Annotated in this window: 17 protein-coding genes; 12 read left to right on the top strand and 5 right to left on the bottom strand. The window is 37.2% G+C overall.

The window, feature by feature from the left end:
• Entirely contained in the window at nucleotides 1-1254 is a 1254-nt protein-coding gene (locus PHX18_03905) for a sugar ABC transporter substrate-binding protein (GenBank protein ID MDD3593755.1), read from the bottom strand.
• 39 nt (nucleotides 1255-1293) lie between these two features.
• Between PHX18_03905 and PHX18_03900 the strand changes: the two genes are divergently transcribed.
• The 3 genes from PHX18_03900 (at nucleotide 1294) to PHX18_03890 (ending at nucleotide 3480) form a co-directional block, all read left to right on the top strand.
• Nucleotides 1294-2523, top strand: a complete 1230-nt coding sequence (locus tag PHX18_03900; protein ID MDD3593754.1) for a replication-associated recombination protein A — start codon at nucleotides 1294-1296, stop codon at nucleotides 2521-2523.
• Nucleotides 2524-2632: 109 nt separating this feature from the next.
• Nucleotides 2633-2968 carry a hypothetical protein gene (locus PHX18_03895; protein MDD3593753.1) on the top strand — a complete coding sequence of 112 codons (336 nt, stop codon included), beginning with the start codon at nucleotides 2633-2635 and terminating at the stop codon, nucleotides 2966-2968.
• Nucleotides 2969-2997: 29 nt separating this feature from the next.
• A complete protein-coding gene (locus tag PHX18_03890) occupies nucleotides 2998-3480 on the top strand; it encodes a hypothetical protein (protein ID MDD3593752.1) in 483 nt (160 codons plus the stop codon).
• Nucleotide 3481: 1 nt separating this feature from the next.
• Here the strand turns inward: PHX18_03890 and PHX18_03885 are convergent, their stop codons facing one another.
• Both PHX18_03885 and PHX18_03880 read right to left on the bottom strand, forming a co-directional pair.
• Nucleotides 3482-4501, bottom strand: coding sequence for an acyl-CoA dehydratase activase-related protein (locus PHX18_03885; protein MDD3593751.1), 1020 nt, complete (start codon nucleotides 4499-4501; stop codon nucleotides 3482-3484).
• Nucleotides 4502-4629: 128 nt separating this feature from the next.
• Nucleotides 4630-5061 (bottom strand): hypothetical protein, encoded by a 432-nt coding sequence (locus PHX18_03880; GenBank protein ID MDD3593750.1) that lies wholly within the window; start codon nucleotides 5059-5061, stop codon nucleotides 4630-4632.
• A gap of 197 nt (nucleotides 5062-5258) precedes the next feature.
• Here PHX18_03880 and PHX18_03875 point away from each other — a divergent pair, with 197 nt between their 5' ends.
• The 4 genes from PHX18_03875 (at nucleotide 5259) to PHX18_03860 (ending at nucleotide 10185) form a co-directional block, all read left to right on the top strand.
• Nucleotides 5259-6122, top strand: coding sequence for a hypothetical protein (locus PHX18_03875; GenBank protein ID MDD3593749.1), 864 nt, complete (start codon nucleotides 5259-5261; stop codon nucleotides 6120-6122).
• 578 nt (nucleotides 6123-6700) lie between these two features.
• Entirely contained in the window at nucleotides 6701-7951 is a 1251-nt protein-coding gene (locus PHX18_03870; GenBank protein MDD3593748.1) for an aminotransferase class I/II-fold pyridoxal phosphate-dependent enzyme, read from the top strand.
• A gap of 12 nt (nucleotides 7952-7963) precedes the next feature.
• The gene (locus tag PHX18_03865) at nucleotides 7964-9352 is read left to right on the top strand and encodes an MFS transporter (protein ID MDD3593747.1); all 1389 of its coding nucleotides are present in this window, start codon (nucleotides 7964-7966) and stop codon (nucleotides 9350-9352) included.
• A gap of 2 nt (nucleotides 9353-9354) precedes the next feature.
• Nucleotides 9355-10185: a TIM barrel protein gene (locus PHX18_03860; GenBank protein MDD3593746.1), complete on the top strand. Its 831-nt coding sequence runs from the start codon at nucleotides 9355-9357 to the stop codon at nucleotides 10183-10185.
• Here the strand turns inward: PHX18_03860 and PHX18_03855 are convergent.
• Nucleotides 10175-10546 carry a hypothetical protein gene (locus PHX18_03855; GenBank protein MDD3593745.1) on the bottom strand — a complete coding sequence of 124 codons (372 nt, stop codon included), beginning with the start codon at nucleotides 10544-10546 and terminating at the stop codon, nucleotides 10175-10177. The genes PHX18_03860 and PHX18_03855 overlap by 11 nt on opposite strands.
• 241 nt (nucleotides 10547-10787) lie before the next feature.
• Here PHX18_03855 and PHX18_03850 point away from each other — a divergent pair, with 241 nt between their 5' ends.
• From PHX18_03850 to PHX18_03830, 5 genes are all read left to right on the top strand, one after another.
• Entirely contained in the window at nucleotides 10788-11123 is a 336-nt protein-coding gene (locus PHX18_03850) for a hypothetical protein (GenBank protein MDD3593744.1), read from the top strand.
• A 165-nt stretch (nucleotides 11124-11288) separates the two neighbouring features.
• Nucleotides 11289-11789: a YajQ family cyclic di-GMP-binding protein gene (locus PHX18_03845; protein ID MDD3593743.1), complete on the top strand. Its 501-nt coding sequence runs from the start codon at nucleotides 11289-11291 to the stop codon at nucleotides 11787-11789.
• A gap of 3 nt (nucleotides 11790-11792) precedes the next feature.
• Nucleotides 11793-13100, top strand: a complete 1308-nt coding sequence (rimO, locus tag PHX18_03840) for a 30S ribosomal protein S12 methylthiotransferase RimO (protein ID MDD3593742.1) — start codon at nucleotides 11793-11795, stop codon at nucleotides 13098-13100.
• A gap of 27 nt (nucleotides 13101-13127) precedes the next feature.
• Nucleotides 13128-14396 (top strand): 3-deoxy-D-manno-octulosonic acid transferase, encoded by a 1269-nt coding sequence (locus tag PHX18_03835; protein ID MDD3593741.1) that lies wholly within the window; start codon nucleotides 13128-13130, stop codon nucleotides 14394-14396.
• Nucleotides 14396-15358, top strand: a complete 963-nt coding sequence (locus PHX18_03830; protein ID MDD3593740.1) for a glycosyltransferase — start codon at nucleotides 14396-14398, stop codon at nucleotides 15356-15358. Before PHX18_03835 ends, PHX18_03830 begins: the two co-directional genes overlap by 1 nt.
• Here PHX18_03830 and PHX18_03825 read toward each other — a convergent pair.
• The gene (locus tag PHX18_03825; protein ID MDD3593739.1) at nucleotides 15347-16180 is read right to left on the bottom strand and encodes a hypothetical protein; all 834 of its coding nucleotides are present in this window, start codon (nucleotides 16178-16180) and stop codon (nucleotides 15347-15349) included. The genes PHX18_03830 and PHX18_03825 overlap by 12 nt on opposite strands.
• Between the last annotated feature and the right edge of the window lie 155 nt (nucleotides 16181-16335).

Raw genomic sequence — 16335 nt, 5'->3', positions numbered from 1 at the left:
TTATTGCAAACCAAGCCATTCTTTTTGAGCATCTGCAAGGGCTTTGCTTGCGGGAGTTTGGTTTAAGAGTACCTGCTGTACCGTGCGGTTAATTATTTCGTTTAGCAGGGCATGATTTTGCTGGATTTTTATCGGGGCAACAGAATGATTTAGCTGCTGAGCGCCTATGCGGCGTATTTGTTTATCTAAGCTATCGGAATTTGATGAAAAATATTCGTCTTTCAACGCTTCTTTTTGGGACGGAAAAACAGGGGCAAGTTTTGCAAATTCAAGCTGATTTTTTGCATTTGTTAAAAACAGCGCAAATTTCAGCGCTTCTTTCGGATGCTTTGACTTGATCGGGATAATAAGGTTCATCATCGAAAAATCCGACTTACCGTTATTGCCCTTGAGTTGTTCATATATTCCCAAATTAGAGTACACTTCGGGAGAGTTTTCTTTTATTGAATTTAAAAAATTTGTTCCTGATATCAAAATGACGCTTTGAGAACTCATAAATTGCTCCAGCGCTTCTCTATGCCCCTGAGTTATTGATTCTTTAGGGATAAGGTCATTTTGATAAAGGTATTTGTAAAGCTCTAATATTTTTATATTCTCAGCGTTATTAAAGTCTAAACCTTCCGGTTTGTAGATTAAGGAATTGTATTTGTTGAAAATTTTCAGCATATTGCCGCCTTCGCATACTGTAGGCATAAGAGCGTAGACATTGGAATTTTGGCGGATTTTTTCGGCAAAATGTTTAAGGTCAAAGTAATTTTGAGGCAAATCTTTCTCTGTCAGGTTTGCGGCATTGAGTATTTTTTTGTTGTAGTAAGTAACAGAGGTTGTTAAATACCACGGAATACCAAATACTACTTCCCCATAACTCAGGTTATCAATGGTTTGAGGGATATATTTTTCCAAATCTTCAGGCTGCGCCAATGTTTTTATATCAACCAGGGCTTTTCTTGTTGCGAGCGTAGCGCTGAAATCAGGGTTAAGATTGACCAAATCAGGCGTGTTGTTGCTCATAACCGAGGCCAGTGTCCTTTTTTCCCCTTCCGAAAAAGGGATATCAACCCATTTAATCTTAATATCAGGGTTTTCTTTTTCATATTGTGATATAACGTTTGTTATGTAAGGCCTGAAACTATCAAGCTGCAAAGTCCAAAATTCCAGTTCGATAGTGCCTTTCGCTCCTTTGTTTACACCGCAGCCTGTTAAGAATAAAATTAAAATAAGACTAACGTATAGAATTGATGATATTTTTTTCATTTCAACTCCGATTTAAAAACTAACCTCTTAGGATATTATATGAATTTATTTACAAATTTGGAAGAACAAAATAAACAAATTCCCTTGGCGGAAATTTTGCGCCCGAAAACTTTGAGTGAATTTTTGGGACAAAATCAAATTTTATCGGAAAATAATGCAATGAAAAATCTGCTGCTTTCAAAGCGGTTATTTTCTTTGATTTTATGGGGACCGCCCGGATGCGGCAAAACAACCCTTGCAAGGCTTATTACCAAAGAAACACAAAGTGATATGATTGAATTGAGTGCAGTTTCATCAGGGGTAAAAGATATAAAAGATGCTGTTGAGCGTGCAAAAGAAAATTTACGGGCTGGTATTAAAACGGTTCTGTTTATAGATGAAATTCACCGCTATAATAAAACGCAGCAGGATGCCCTTTTGCCTCATCTTGAAAAAGGAACGCTTTATCTGATAGGCTCTACTACGGAAAATCCTTCGTTTCAGGTAAACCCAGCGTTGGTTTCACGGTCTCAGGTTATGATGTTAAAACCGCTTGAAGACGAAGCTATGCTTTCCATCATTAGAAAAGGTTATAAATATCTGATGGAAAAATACGGTAAAGTTGAACTGGATAAACAGATAGGTGAAGCTATAGTGAATTTTGCAAGTGGAGATGCAAGAATTGCGTTGAATTTAGTTGAATATTCTTATTTTTCGAGCGACTTTAACGGACAGGAGCGCAGCCTATCACTGGAAATCCTGGAAGGGCTTATTCAAAGAAAAACAATAAAATATGATATGCAGGAACACTATGATATTGCCTCTGCTTACCAAAAATCAATGAGAGGTTCAGACCCTGACGCTGCGATATATTGGCTTGCAAAAATGATAGCGGGCGGCGAAGACCCGAGATTTATAGCCAGAAGACTTGTCGTCTGCGCATCAGAAGATGTCGGAAATGCTGACCCTATAGCATTTGTCCTTGCTATGAATGCACTTAAGGCTGTTGAAACGCTGGGGCTTCCCGAGGCAAGAATTCCGCTTGCTCAAGCAACTATTTACGTTGCCAAAGCACCGAAATCAAATGAGGCAATTTGTGCAATTGATTCAGCGCTTAATGATATCCTGCACAAAGGTAAAAATTATACCGTGCCTGCCCATTTGAAAGACGCTCATTATAAAGCTGCTTCAAGTTACGGTTTTGGGATTGATTATAAATACTCCCACAATCATCCTAATGAGGCACAAACCTTTCTCCCTGATGAAATGCTTGATACAAAGTATTTATAATTAATTTTATATCAGGGTATTTACTTTTTAAAACCGCTGTGTTATTATAATCTGTTAAGAAGATTAGTTACACGTTAAGTGTTTACCACAAAAACCAAGGAGATGAACAATGCAAGTGTCAGCGATTGGCGCACAACCCATAAAACCGGGGATGCGCGGTTTCGAGGAACAAAAACAAAACCAGGCGTTTGGGGCTACCCAATACGTTATAGTTCCTGCTGAAATTAAAAAAGACACTTTTATCGGCTGGGCAGGCAAAAATATAGCTGCTGCCTCTGCGTTTAGTGTGGTATGGGATTTGGGAAATAACTTGGCATCCAAATTCTTTAAAAGCGTTGAACCTATAACAATCAAACAAATGTTACATAACATTCCTAAGGTTGCAGGAATATTTTTACTTATTGGCGGTATTTTTAAAGCGATAAACGGATTATTTAATAAATAGTTAATGGTTACTACATAAAGGCGAATGATATGATAGATGCAATAAATGCAAACTTTTCTTATCATCGAGGCAGCAGGGGTGGCAGAGTCAGCAGAAACGGCATGTTCAGCCGGAACGGCGGGAACGATATTGTCAGCCGGGGCGGGAACGACATGGTCAGGAACGGCGGGGGCAAAATTGTCAGCCGCGGCGGGAATGACATGGTCAGAAACGGCGGTGGCATATCCTTCATGCGAGCGGATACGGCGGTTGCTCAACTTCAGTCCGGCGGTTCTGGTGGAGAAACCAAGGATAATTTAAAATCCCTTGCTTTTGTAGGCGGGTGTGCTGCAGCCGTTAGTTTAGTCGCAGATGCCCTTATCAATATGAAAGCTTTTTTGAAACTGGATACTTCTCTGCTTAAATCAATGTTTAAAAATGCCGGTATTTGGGCAGGTATAGGCGGACTTTGTTTTGGCTTTTTCAAAATTGTTGAAAGAATAAGTTTTGCGGGTGATTATAACGAAGGTTAGGCTATACTTGTATGGTATTTTTTAGCTGCTTTAATACAGAAGCTCTCTTTGTTCTGGTTATCATGTCAGTAAAGGCTTCTAACCTTGTGATGAAACCTGCTTCACCGGTGTGTTCATCTACGGTCAAATTCAGCAGCGGTTTTTTATATTTTTTTGCAAACCTTGTTATTCTCTCTATCATAAGTGAATCGGGTCCGCATCCGAAGGATGTAAGAGTTATAACGCCGTCGATTTTTTTATCTCTTAAATATAATCCTGCAGCTCCGGACATTTCGTACTCATTAGCCCAGTAAATATCGGTATCCAGGTTATGGAACCCTTGAAGCAGCTGTTCTTTCTCAAGTTCTTCAGCTAAATAAACTACGCTTCCCATCTTGTTTAATTTTTGAATAATTTTCATACTTATCTGATTATCAAATAAATTGTAAGCATGCGAAATAACGGCTATTTTAATTTTGTTATCAGTATTATGTTCTTTGTTTTCAAGTTCTATTTTGCCTTGAATAGCAAGCCGCATTGCTTTTTCGGCATCCATTCCCGATTTCACCATTTTTGTATAGCGATTCATACTTTCCCACCCTGATTTAGAAGCCGCCTTTATTAATTTTTTATCGGTAATGCCGAGAGGCGCAACTGACTCATACAAGTATTGATAAAATCCCTGATTTTTTTCTGACATATCTAAAGTCGGTTCAATAAGAAGATAATTCCTTTTAATTACGTTTCTTACCAGGTCAGGCAAACCCCTTATTTTAGAACAGTTATAAATTTTAGGTTCAATGGATTGAATACTTGGAGAGTATATTACATCAACCCCTTTATCCAAGAGGTTTAATACATGCCCGACATACACTTTCACAGGCAGGCAGGTCTCGCTGACAACCAAAGCACTGCCGTTTGAAACAATTTGTTTGGTAGTTTTATCCGATACGACTACTTCAATACCTAAATGTGTAAAAAAACCATGCCAAAACGGATAATAATTGTAATAACTAAGCCCTCTGGGAATGCCTATTTTCAATATTCTTCTCCTTGCCTGAGTATATTTTAGCATAAAAAAACACAACCTTTTGCAAGATTGTGTTTTTCGTATTTCTATAAATAGCTTAAACTTTAGTTGCTAAGTCCGCTACACCTCAGATGCCTTAGTTATGGTGTTACCGCTGCAGGTGGTGGTGTTACTGCTGCCGGTGGTGGTGTTACATTATCAGCTGCTTTTGCTACATCATCGGCGTTTTTGCCGAACAAGCCCTTCACAAACTTATAAGCTTTTACAAAAGGATATTCTACATAATCAGCTGCTTTAGCTGCATAACCTTTAATTTTACTCATTGTACCTGTTGCATCCGGCGCAACTTTTAGTAAATTAGTCCTTTTTAAAGTAACTAATGCTCCGGCTGCCACAGCTAAAGCGATAATAGTCTTAGTTAAGCCGCTCATTTTTTTGGGTTCGCCATAGTAATCCCCTGACTGGGTAACTGCAGCTGCAGGAGCTGCTATTGCCGCAGAAGCCTGGTTTGGCAATCTTGTAATGTCATTTTGGGAAAGCGGGGTATGTGCGTTGAAACTTATTGCGTTCATTTAGAACCTCCATTAGCTAAATACAGAACCTTGTTGTTTGTTTTAAAACATGGGCAAGCATTAATTTGTTAGTTTTTTGTGAATTGTAAACAAATGTTTCAATTTCTCCGATTATATCATATTTTTCCTAAAGTTTTAAGTAAAAATGCCGATAAAAGTAATACAGATATTAAACTTGGTGGTCGAAAATGGTTAATATGGATATTGATGTAGAACTTCTAACGCAGTATGCGCACTTGTTGACTAGTCAACAAGCTGGCAGGACTTCAAAAAGCGGCAAATCTAAAAAAAGCGGTGCTGCTAAGTTTTATGAGAAATCCAATTATAATTCTTCACAATTAGTTAAAGATTTGAACTTAAATGACCCCAAAGTAAGATATCAGCTCATTAAAATGATGAAAAGCAGTGATGTCAGCTATTTGTTAAAGCTTTTACAAAAAAAACATCTTCTTCTTGGCATGAAATTTTTCACAAAGGAAAAGTTGGCAAAGATTTTAGGCTCTATTCCTCAAGAAGAAATGATTAAAGTTCTAAAGAACATGTATACAAACAAGCAAATTATGGAAATGCTTCCCGAAGCCACGCTTAAAAGATTCTTAGCCAGCGATAAAATTGAAAAAAAGAACGTAATGGAATATTTAAAACAGCTAAATCCCCAAGAATTGAATAAAATGTACGAAGAAGCTACAGGGCAAAGAATGAACACCAGCAATAAATCGGATATGCTTAAACAAATCGAAGCTCTTAAGCCCGAAAAATTCCTGGAAGCTATTCAAAGTCTTCCCAAAAAGCATTTAGTAGGATTATCAGCCCATTTATTAAAAGAGCAGCCTGAACTGTTTAAAGAAATACCCACTGACAGATTATCAGAATGTTTTGAAAAATCTCTAAAAGGCGATATGATTCAGGGTATGGCAGCGCTTGATAAAGAGCTTCTTGTCAATATTGCACAAGGTTTGCCGCCTCAATTAATCCAACAAGTTGTAACTATGATTGACCCTAAAGACCTTGCGAATGTTCTTTTGGAAAATTGCACTGATTTGCTTGGCAAATTGGGTTAAGTTTAATATCTATTACCCTTAGCGGTTAGTGAATAGGTGAAGAGTTATTTTTCGCTGTCTTTACGAACGTAAGTGAAGCAATCCAGGTCAATGTCTTGTAAAACACCACTTTATCAATAGATTGCCACAAAATGCTTACGCATTTTTCGCAATGACAAGAACCGTCTTTGCGAACGTAAGTGAAGCAATCCAGGTCAATGTCTTGTAAAACGCCACCTTATCAATAGATTGCCACAAAATGCTTCGCATTTTTTCGCAATGACAAGAACCGTCTTTGCGAACGTAAGTGAAGCAATCCAGGTCAATGTCTTGTAAAACGCCACCTTATCAATAGATTGCCACAAAATGCTTCGCATTTTTCGCAATGACGAGAACCGTCTTTGCGAACGTAAGTGAAGCAATCCAGGTCAATGTCTTGTAAAACACCACCTTATCAATAGATTGCCTCAAAATGCTTCGTATTTTTTCGCAATGACAGTAAAAAGTAACTTTGCTCCGATAACCGTTAGTGGTTTATTCCTTCCTGTCTATATTTGTAATAAAATGAAAAAGACGATTACAGATAAGAGGGGAATAGCATGCCTGATATAAAAGCGCTTTACAGTGATTACGTTAAAACCCTTGAAACGTACATTATGTTCAAGATAGCACAGGATACTAACAGATTAAGACCTGAACTTGAGGCAAAAGGCCGTCCCCCTATTATGCTTAGTATTGGAGCTCCTACCCAAAATCCTCCGCAGTACGTGATAGATGCTTTGACAAAATCAATGGATGAAAAAGGCATACACTCTTATTCAGTACCAAAAGGTGAAGCTTTTTATCTTGAAGCAGTTAAACATAGGATGAAAAAGCGCTTCGGGGTTGATGTTAATCCTGTGGATGAAATTTTTTCTCTAATAGGTTCTAAAGAAGGTCTATCTGCCATGTTCAGAACTTTAATTAACCCTTCTTTGGATATACATAATCAGGATATTATTATGATACCTGACCCCGGGTATGCCTCTTATAAAGAACAAATTAAAACATCAGGCGGGCATGCTTATTCAATTCCTTTAACTCCTGAAAATAACTACATGCCTGACCCTTATGAGCTTTTGGCGCAGCTTGAAAAGGAAGGATTTAACCCCGAAAAAGTTAAAGCCTTTGTAATTAATTATCCCAATAATCCCCTGGGCGCTTCTGCAACAGATGAATACTTAAAAAAAGTAGTGGATTTTTGCTATGAAAAGAATATTTTGCTTGTAAGTGATGCAGCTTATGCTGATATGTACTTCGAAGGTGAGCAGCCGCCAAGAAGCATACTAGAGTTTGATAAGGCCAAGGATATTGCAATTGAATTTCACAGTCTTAGCAAACCTTATGCAATGACAGGCTGGAGAATAGGCTGGGCTTGCGGAAATAAAGATGCTGTGGCTGTTTTAGGCAAACTTAAATCAACAATTGATACAGGCTTATATAAGGCTGTCCAAAAGGCGGCAGCCGAAATTTTGACCGCTAAAGAAGGTGATGATTATATTAATGAAGTTAATAAAATATACGAAAAGAAACAGCAAATAGCTGTTAAAGGCTTCAAAGAGCTGGGCTGGGAGATTGACAATTCAACAGTACCAAGATATACCTTTTATTTATGGCTGCCGATACCAAGAAAATATAACACCGCAGAAGAATTCACATCGGCATTGCTTGAAACTTCAGGTATTGTAGCTGTGCCGGGTACTGCGTTTGGTAAATACGGAGAGGGTTTCTTTAGGGTTTCAATTGTAGCAACGGAAGAAAACTTGTATGAAGTTTTTGAACGTATGAAAAAAGATGGATTTTACTATTAAGAGGGAATTATAATGCAGGAAAATATTGTTTCAAACGGTCTTAAGAGATTATCAACGTTTCAACTGTTGAATTTTTGTTTAGGATTTTTCGGGCTTCAATTTGCCTGGCAAATGAGGATAATTTTATCAGGTCCTGTAACAGAGGGTTTTGGTGCAAATCCGATGTTATTTGGCTTAATATGGCTGGCAGGTCCTTTTACGGGCATGATTGTGCAGCCTGTTATAGGTGCGCTTAGCGATAAAACCCATACCAAATTCGGACGCCGCCGTCCTTATCTTTTAGGCGGTGCTGTTTTAGCCGCCATAGCACTGTGGGCTTTCCCCAATTCCGGTAATATAGCGGAATTTTTAGGCGGAATTACAGGGAGTTCCCTTCCCGTATGGTCAGGGCTTTTGATTGCTGCAATTATGATTTGGGTTATAGATGCCTGTGTAAATGTTGCGCAAGGTCCATATAGAGCTTTGGTTCCTGATATTGTTCCGCCGGAGCAGCATTCTATCGCAAATTCTTTCCTGAGTTTTGCCATAGGGCTTGGCTCTGTTGTTGCAGCAGGTACTGCACCTGTTTTAAAAATGATTTTTAATTATCAAATGAGTATTAATGCTCAATTTATAATGGCAGCGCTGGCGTTTTTACTTGCTATGCTTTGGACATGTATTACTATTCAGGAAGGTCAGGCTCCTGCAGCAGAAAGCGCTCAGGCAGATGAGAAAATTAAAGACCCCGGATTTATAGAAAATCTTAAAGGATTTTTTCAGCTTTCTCCCGAAGTTGCCAAAATTTGTATCGTACAATTCTTTACCTGGATAGGCATTATGTGCATGTTTATTTTCTTTACGCAATTTGCCGTACATAATGTGTTTGGTGTGCCTGATGTTGCCACAGACGGCACTGCTCTTGCATCCTTTAATTCCGCAAAACTTGACGGGACCAACTTTTCTTCAATATGTTTTGCCGTATTTAACCTTATATGTTTTGTTATTTCAATTCCTATCGGTATTTTATCCACAAAATTCGGTAATAAGCTGGTCCATGCTATTTGTGTAACTATTATGGCATTGGCATTTTTAGCTATGGCGTTTACGGTTAATACAAATGTTATTATGGCTGCAATGGCTGTAGCAGGTATAGGCTGGGCATCTGTTTTGGCTTTACCTTTTGCAATGCTTTCCGAATATATTAAACCCGGCATGGAAGGCTCTGTAATGGGTATATTTAACATCTTTATCGCAGGTCCGCAAGTTTTAGTGTGTACGCTTTTAGCCTGGTTTATTAACCAAAATGCCTTTAACACCCAAACAGGTACGTTTTATCATTATGAATACGCTTTTATAATCGGAGGAATTGTGCTTTTGTTGGCTGCAATTGCTTCTCTTACAATTAAAGAAAAACAAGTATAAATATGGATAAACTTAACTTTATTACTGCCGGAATACCTATCAGAACTAAGCCTCGCACTTATAAGCAGGCATTCGATGATCTTGAGGAAATGGGGCTTAACGGTGTTGAAATTGAGTTTGTACATGGTGTAAGAATGAGCAGCGATAATCAGCGGGAAATTGTTGAATTTGCGTCTCAAAAGAATATGATTTTAACGGCCCATGCGCCTTATTATATTAATCTGAATTCTAAAGAAGAAGAAAAGATCGAAGCCAGCGTTCAAAGAGTGGTTGAAACAGCCCAAATGGCAAAAAAGCTTGGGTTATACAGTATAGTTTTCCATGCCGCATTTTATATGGGAGCTGATAAAGACGTGGTTTTTGATAAAGTTAAAGCGGGGTTTGATGAGATTATGCAAACACTTAAAGAAGAAAAAAATACCGTTTTTGTCAGACCTGAAACCACAGGTAAACCTACTCAGTGGGGGGATTTAGATGAAGTTATAAAAATATCAAAACTCTACGATAATGTACTGCCCTGTATAGATTTTTCACATCTTCATGCAAGGAGCGGCGGGGCTTATAATTCTTATGACGATTTTAGCCGTATTTTAGAGCAAATAGGTGATGAGCTGGGTGATTTTGCTCTTAAAAATTTCCATGCGCATGCTGCCGGGATTGAATATACCCAAAAAGGTGAAGTAAGGCATTTAATGATGCGGGAATCTGATTTTGATTACAAAGCCTTAATGAAAGCCTTTAAAGCTTTTGATGTAAGAGGGGTTTTGGTTTGTGAAAGCCCTGTTATGGAAGAAGATGCAGTGCTTTTAAAAGAATATTACTCTAAGCTATAGCACATAACCTTCTTTTTGCTTGGTCAATATAGTATTGGGTTCCATGCTCGCTAAAGGCATGTACGAAACAGTCTTCCGGATTGACAAACGGAATGCTGTTGGTAAACGTTGATACTCCCTTTGTTCCGTCGGATTTTACTTCGGTTATTTTTAGTAAATAACGTCCGTCAGAAGTTGATACGTACCTTATAATATGGTCATGCCCGTCATCCATTGTACGGTGCATAATCAAATTTTCAACACGATTCGGGTGAATATTCGGATTACCTCGGAGTATTTCTCTAAAGGCTCTTCGTGTACTCGAATTTGCTACATCAATCTTAGAGCCAAATGTATAGCCGGTACAATTTCCTATTCTCATATATCATGCCTCGTTAGAAATCTTATAGTTACCTATGATTAGAATACATGATTTTGGAAATTTTTTGATAAAAATCCCTGAAAATGTTACGAAATTGTTACTTTCGGTGAATATGAACTTTTGTTAACTAAAACTTTTCTAAAAAAGCAATAATAAAAAGTATATTGTTTTTATATATACAAGAGAGAAAAAATATACTTCCCTTAACCATTAAAGTCAGAGAGAACAGGAGAGCAGAGTTATGACTATTGCATCACTAAATTGCAGGATGCTCACACTAACCACCTACAAGGCAGACGTTGAGTTCAGAATGCAAAGAATTATGGAAAAAAGACAATACCTTTCCTACAAATCAATAGGTATTGCTACACAAAAAAGTACTGCTATGCAGAATGAAGATGATTACACTCAATACATTTTGGAACAACAAGAAAACCAAATCAATGCTATGGACAAAATTCTTGAAATCGACCAAAAGAATATTGAAACTCAACAAAAGGCAGCTTCTACCGAATTAGAATCTATTACCAAGATGTTAGATACAAACATTAAGAGAGAATTTAAATATAGTGCATAATACATAATTTATACTGTTATTTTTCAGTATTATGCACTTTTAAACTCTTTTTGATAAGAGTATTCTTATATGTTATTTTTATTCACTAATTTTTAGTGAAATATTTGCGTGCGAACTTTTTTAATGATAAGGTATGGATTATGGTTACAAGTATTGAGGGTTGATATGGCAAAAGATTGCAGTTTTGATGTTGTAAGTGAATTTAACGCACAAGAGCTGGTAAATGCAATAGACCAGACTAAGCGGGATATTTCGGCAAGGTTTGATTTAAAAGATTCCAACTCACAAGTAGAACTTGAAGCTGATAAGGCTATAACTATTACTACTAACGATGAAACAAAATTGAAAAACATTATTGATATTCTACAATCCAAGATGATTAAACGTAATTTAAGTATCAAAATTTTAGATGCGCAAAAGCTTGAAAATGCCTTAGGCGGTAATGTAAGACAGGTATTTAATTTAAAAAAAGGTCTTACGCAGGAGTTGGCAAAAAAAATCACGGCAGATATCAAAGCTTCTAAAATAAAGGTGCAGCCTGCTATTCAAGGAGATCAGGTCAGAGTCAGCGGCAAAGATAAAGATGACCTGCAGGCGGTAATTCAATTATTAAAAAGTAATGAAGATGCATATAATATTCCTCTTCAATTTACAAACTACAGGTAGATTATGACCCTGATAGGCGCAATTAATTTCGGCTGTCCTAAAAACCTTGTGGACTTGGAGCTTATGCTGGGTATGGTTTCAGAGGCAGGTTATAAAGTTACTCTTGATACAGAGGGCGCCGACGTTGTTATTGTAAATACCTGTTCATTCATTTTAGATGCCCAAAAAGAGAGCATTCATTATATTCTGGAGCTTGTTGAGATTAATAAGCCCTTAATTGTAACAGGTTGTCTGGCTCAAAAGTACCAGCAGGAACTGCAGGAGCAAATCCCCGAGATTTTTGCATTTCTGGGTACTGCCGATATTACCAAAATTGTTGATGTCATCAAGGATTTTGAACAAAAACAGATTAAGAAAATTTACCATGTTACACCCAATCCCGTAATTTTTTACCCTGAAAATGTAAAGCGTCAGCAAATTACGGTTGGTTCTGCCTCTTATCTTAAGATAGCGGAGGGCTGCAATTATAAATGCGGCTACTGCATTATTCCTGCTTTAAAAGGTCCTTATAGAAGCAGAAATATGGGAGATGTTATTAAAGAAGCAAAACAGTTGGTTGATAAAGGCGTTAACGAAATTATTTTAATAGCGCAGGATACATCTTATTACGGATATGATAAATTCGGCGCGCCTGTCTTGGCAAGTTTGCTTGAAAAACTGAATGATATACAGGGGTTAGGGTGGATACGGGTGATGTACACTTATCCTTCTATGATTAACGATGAATTAATTGATGCTGTGGCAAATTTGCCTAAAGTCGTTAAATATTTTGATATTCCGCTGCAGCATTCGCATCCTGAAGTTTTGAAAAAAATGCTTCGACCCGTAATTGATTATAGGGAGCTTTTGGCAAAAATAAGAAGCAAAATTGACGGTGTTGCAGTAAGAACAGCCCTTATTACAGGTTATCCTACAGAAACCGAGGAGCAGTTTGAGCATTTGCACCAATTTGTTAAAGATATGAGGTTTGATAAGCTTGGAGTGTTTGAATATTCAAGAGAAAAAGGCACTTATTCTTATGATTTGAAGCCTCAAATTCCTGCAAAAATAAAGAAAGAACGCAAAAAAATTATAATGAAAACCCAAAGCCGAATTTCCTATGAGATTAATCAAGGCTTCATAGGTAAGCAGATTCCGGTTATAATAGAGCAAATCGCCTCTAACGGCGAAATTACGGCACGCTCATACAGAGATGCTCCTGAAGTTGACGGTTTGGTTTATATTAAATCCGATAAACCGCTGCTTCCTGCTGATATTGAACTATGCACCATAACAGGCGCAGATGAGTATGATTTGATTGGTGAGATTTAGAGCTATAATAATTAAAAAAGGAAAAACATGTATTTTATTTATAACTTAGTATTTATATTTTTAACGATTTTATTTTTGCCCGTTATACTTGCAGCTTTGGCTGTTGTGCCGAAGTTTCGGGCAGGTTTTTTTCAAAAAGCGGGTTTTTATGAAAAATCTTTTGGCGATGAGAAATCTATCTGGGTTCATGCGGTTTCTGTAGGCGAAGTTAATGCTGTTGAAAATTTTGTAAAAAGGCTTAGAAAAGAATTTCCAAATGAAAAAATAGTTCTTTCTACCGTTACCAAAACAGGAAACGCAGTTGCTAACCAAAAATTTCAATCCACAGTTGATAAAATTGTTTACTTCCCGTTTGACTTTTCTTTTGCAATTAACAGTGCAATAAAATCCGTTAACCCTAAACTCGTTATAATAGCGGAAACAGAGATATGGCCTAATTTTGCTTACAGGCTTAAAAAGAAAAATATCCCTTGCATGATTATAAACGGCAGGATTTCACCTAATTCATACAAAGGCTATAAAAAGTTTTCGTGGTTTTTTAAAAAAGTTCTGAACAATTATTCGCGCATTTTGATGCAAACCCTTGATGATATGGCAAGAATAATTGATATAGGTGCAAGTCCCGATATCACCAATGTTATGGGGAATTTGAAGTTCGATATTGAAGATACAAAGCTCTCTTTTAAAGAGATTGAAAGCTTGAAAAATCAGCTTGAAGTCCGCGAAAATAAAGTCATTATTGCAGGTTCCACCCATAAGGGTGAGGATGAAATTATAATAAGAGGTTTCAAAAAACTAAAGCAGGAGTTTTCTGATTTGAAAATGATTTTAGCGCCCAGACACCCCGAAAGACTGGCTTCTGTTGAAAATCTTTTGAAAGATTATGAAGTTAACTGTTCTCTACGCTCAAAGGGCGGTAATTTTAGCGTATCTGATGTGATTTTGCTTGATACTATGGGCGAGCTGTCAAAGTTATACAGTATCTCTGCTATTGCCTTTATAGGCGGAAGTTTTTCCTCTACCGGAGGGCATAATCCACTGGAAGCCGCTATTTATGGTGTGCCAACGGTTTCAGGTAATATTGTTTTTAACTTTAAGGATATATACAGGTTTTTAATTGATAAAGGCGCCTCTTTTCTTGTAGAAAACAAGGAGCAGCTTCTTGATGTCCTTATTAAACTGCTTAGAGAAGAAGAATTTTATCAAAAAGCTTCGGCAGCTTCTATTGCTGTTTTTGAAGATAACAAAGGCGCATTGGCAAATGCTCTTAACGAAGTGAAAGAGATTTTAACGTAATGAGATTTTTAGGAATTTTACCACATAGTATAGGCGGAAGACTTACAATTAACAGTCTGTTTGACGGTATAGTACAGAACGGACATGTGATTGATATTTTTGACGTCTTAAAAGACGAGAAAACATATTTGTTAGAGTTATATAATGCCAACAAGTATGACTTTTTGGTCGGTTATGATTTTTCGGCGCTGAGGTTTAAAGCGCTTGATAATATCAATATTCCTGCGATAAATTATTTTTCTGACGTTATGCAGAATGAGCATTCCGGCAAGGATTGGCAATGTTATTACCATTTGCTTAAAGATGATGATAATTATACTTTTTATTGGGACGAGGAACTTTATAACGATAAAAAAAATGAGATAAAAAATCTTTTTTACCAGCCGCATTTTGTTAACACTCAAATTTATAAAAATCACGGTATTGAGCCTGTATATGACATATCATTTGCAGGTCGTTTAGATACTGATTTCAGGCTTCATAACGTTTTGAACCTTATGAAAGAGTTTAAAGACAAACAATTTGCCTGGTATGCTATAGAGCGTCATTTTGAAGATGCCAAAAACAGAGCGGAAAACTTGGAAGATAAAGCTTTGCTTGAAAAAAATTACAGGGGCTTCATTGCTACAGAAAATCAGATGGCTGATGAACTCAATAAGACAAGAATAGTCTTTAATTTTAACTGCCAGGGGAGGAGTTCACTTAATTACAGGACCTTTCAGGTTATGGCTTGTGAAAAACTTTTAATCAGCGATGACAGGGCAGAAGCACACACGCTTTTTAAAGAAAATGAAAGTATTATAATCCACCGCAGTTTTGATGATTTGATTGAGAAGATTCGCCATTATCTGGAGAATTATGATGAATATACCCGTATAGTCCAAAATTCACGAAAAATTGTTGAGGCAAATCATTCGTCTAAAACCGCCATTAATAATATGCTCGGTAAATTAGCTGTTTAAACCTTTTATGAAGTTCCAAATTTTACTGCCGACACCGCTTACTGCTGCCGGTTTATCCGTTGTATCATTGAAGCTCCTTACTATTGCCTGGATATCAATATCGTTGCCGAGAGTTGACTTGCCGCCTTTATTTATAAGTGATATGTTTTCAAGATTTTTCAAAAGATCGTCTGATATGTTCATGTTTTTTATGACGTCCGGCAATTTAGTATTTTCTTTGAACTTAAGAATTATTTTAGGAACGCCTGACTCGCAGTTTGAATATTCTCTCGCTAATTTTTCTATGGTGCCGACCGTAGCATTTTTTTCTGCAGCAGCCATATCTGTTAACCTGATTGATACATTTTTAATATCGGCTTTTTTGAGAATGCCTGTTTTTGCTTTTTCAAGAATATTTTTTAAATGTTCTGTAAGAGCCTTGTCCGTTGTTACCTTGCCTCTGCCTGTAATCATATTCTTCAACATTACAAACGGTTTTTTTGCAATGCCCCTTGCTTTAGCGCTGAATATAAGAGTTCCCACCAATGCTAAAAATAATATAGGCTTGAGAAGAGATGGGCGCGAGCTTCTGGCTTGCTGCACTTGCTGTTGATATGCAGCTTGAAGCTGCATTTGCTGCTCCGGCGTTAAACTTTGATAAGCTTGTTCTAACTGCTGCAGCTGGCTCATTTGTTGGGCGCTTAATGCACTTTTATTAAACGCATCGGCAGGTACCCGCTCCCTTACATTGTTTAAATAACTAAGAGCAGGATTGCTTCTCTGCGATTGTGCAGCCGGTATGGCTACATTTTGTTGATTTTGTTGGATACCTTGATTTTGCATAAATCTACATGCCTTTACCTATGATATATAAATAAAAACAAAATTCAGAAAAAATTGCCCTTATAGTATATAAATAAAAAAGCCTTTGAGAAATCAAAGGCTGTATCTTTAGGATTTGTGGATTTTTAAAATCCGCTGTCTTGGATTATGCGGGT

It is taken from the genome of Candidatus Gastranaerophilales bacterium (genome assembly GCA_028696075.1).
Lineage (GTDB): Bacteria > Cyanobacteriota > Vampirovibrionia > Gastranaerophilales > JAILCC01 > JAQVHS01.
This window is presented reverse-complemented; position numbering and strand designations above follow the sequence as displayed.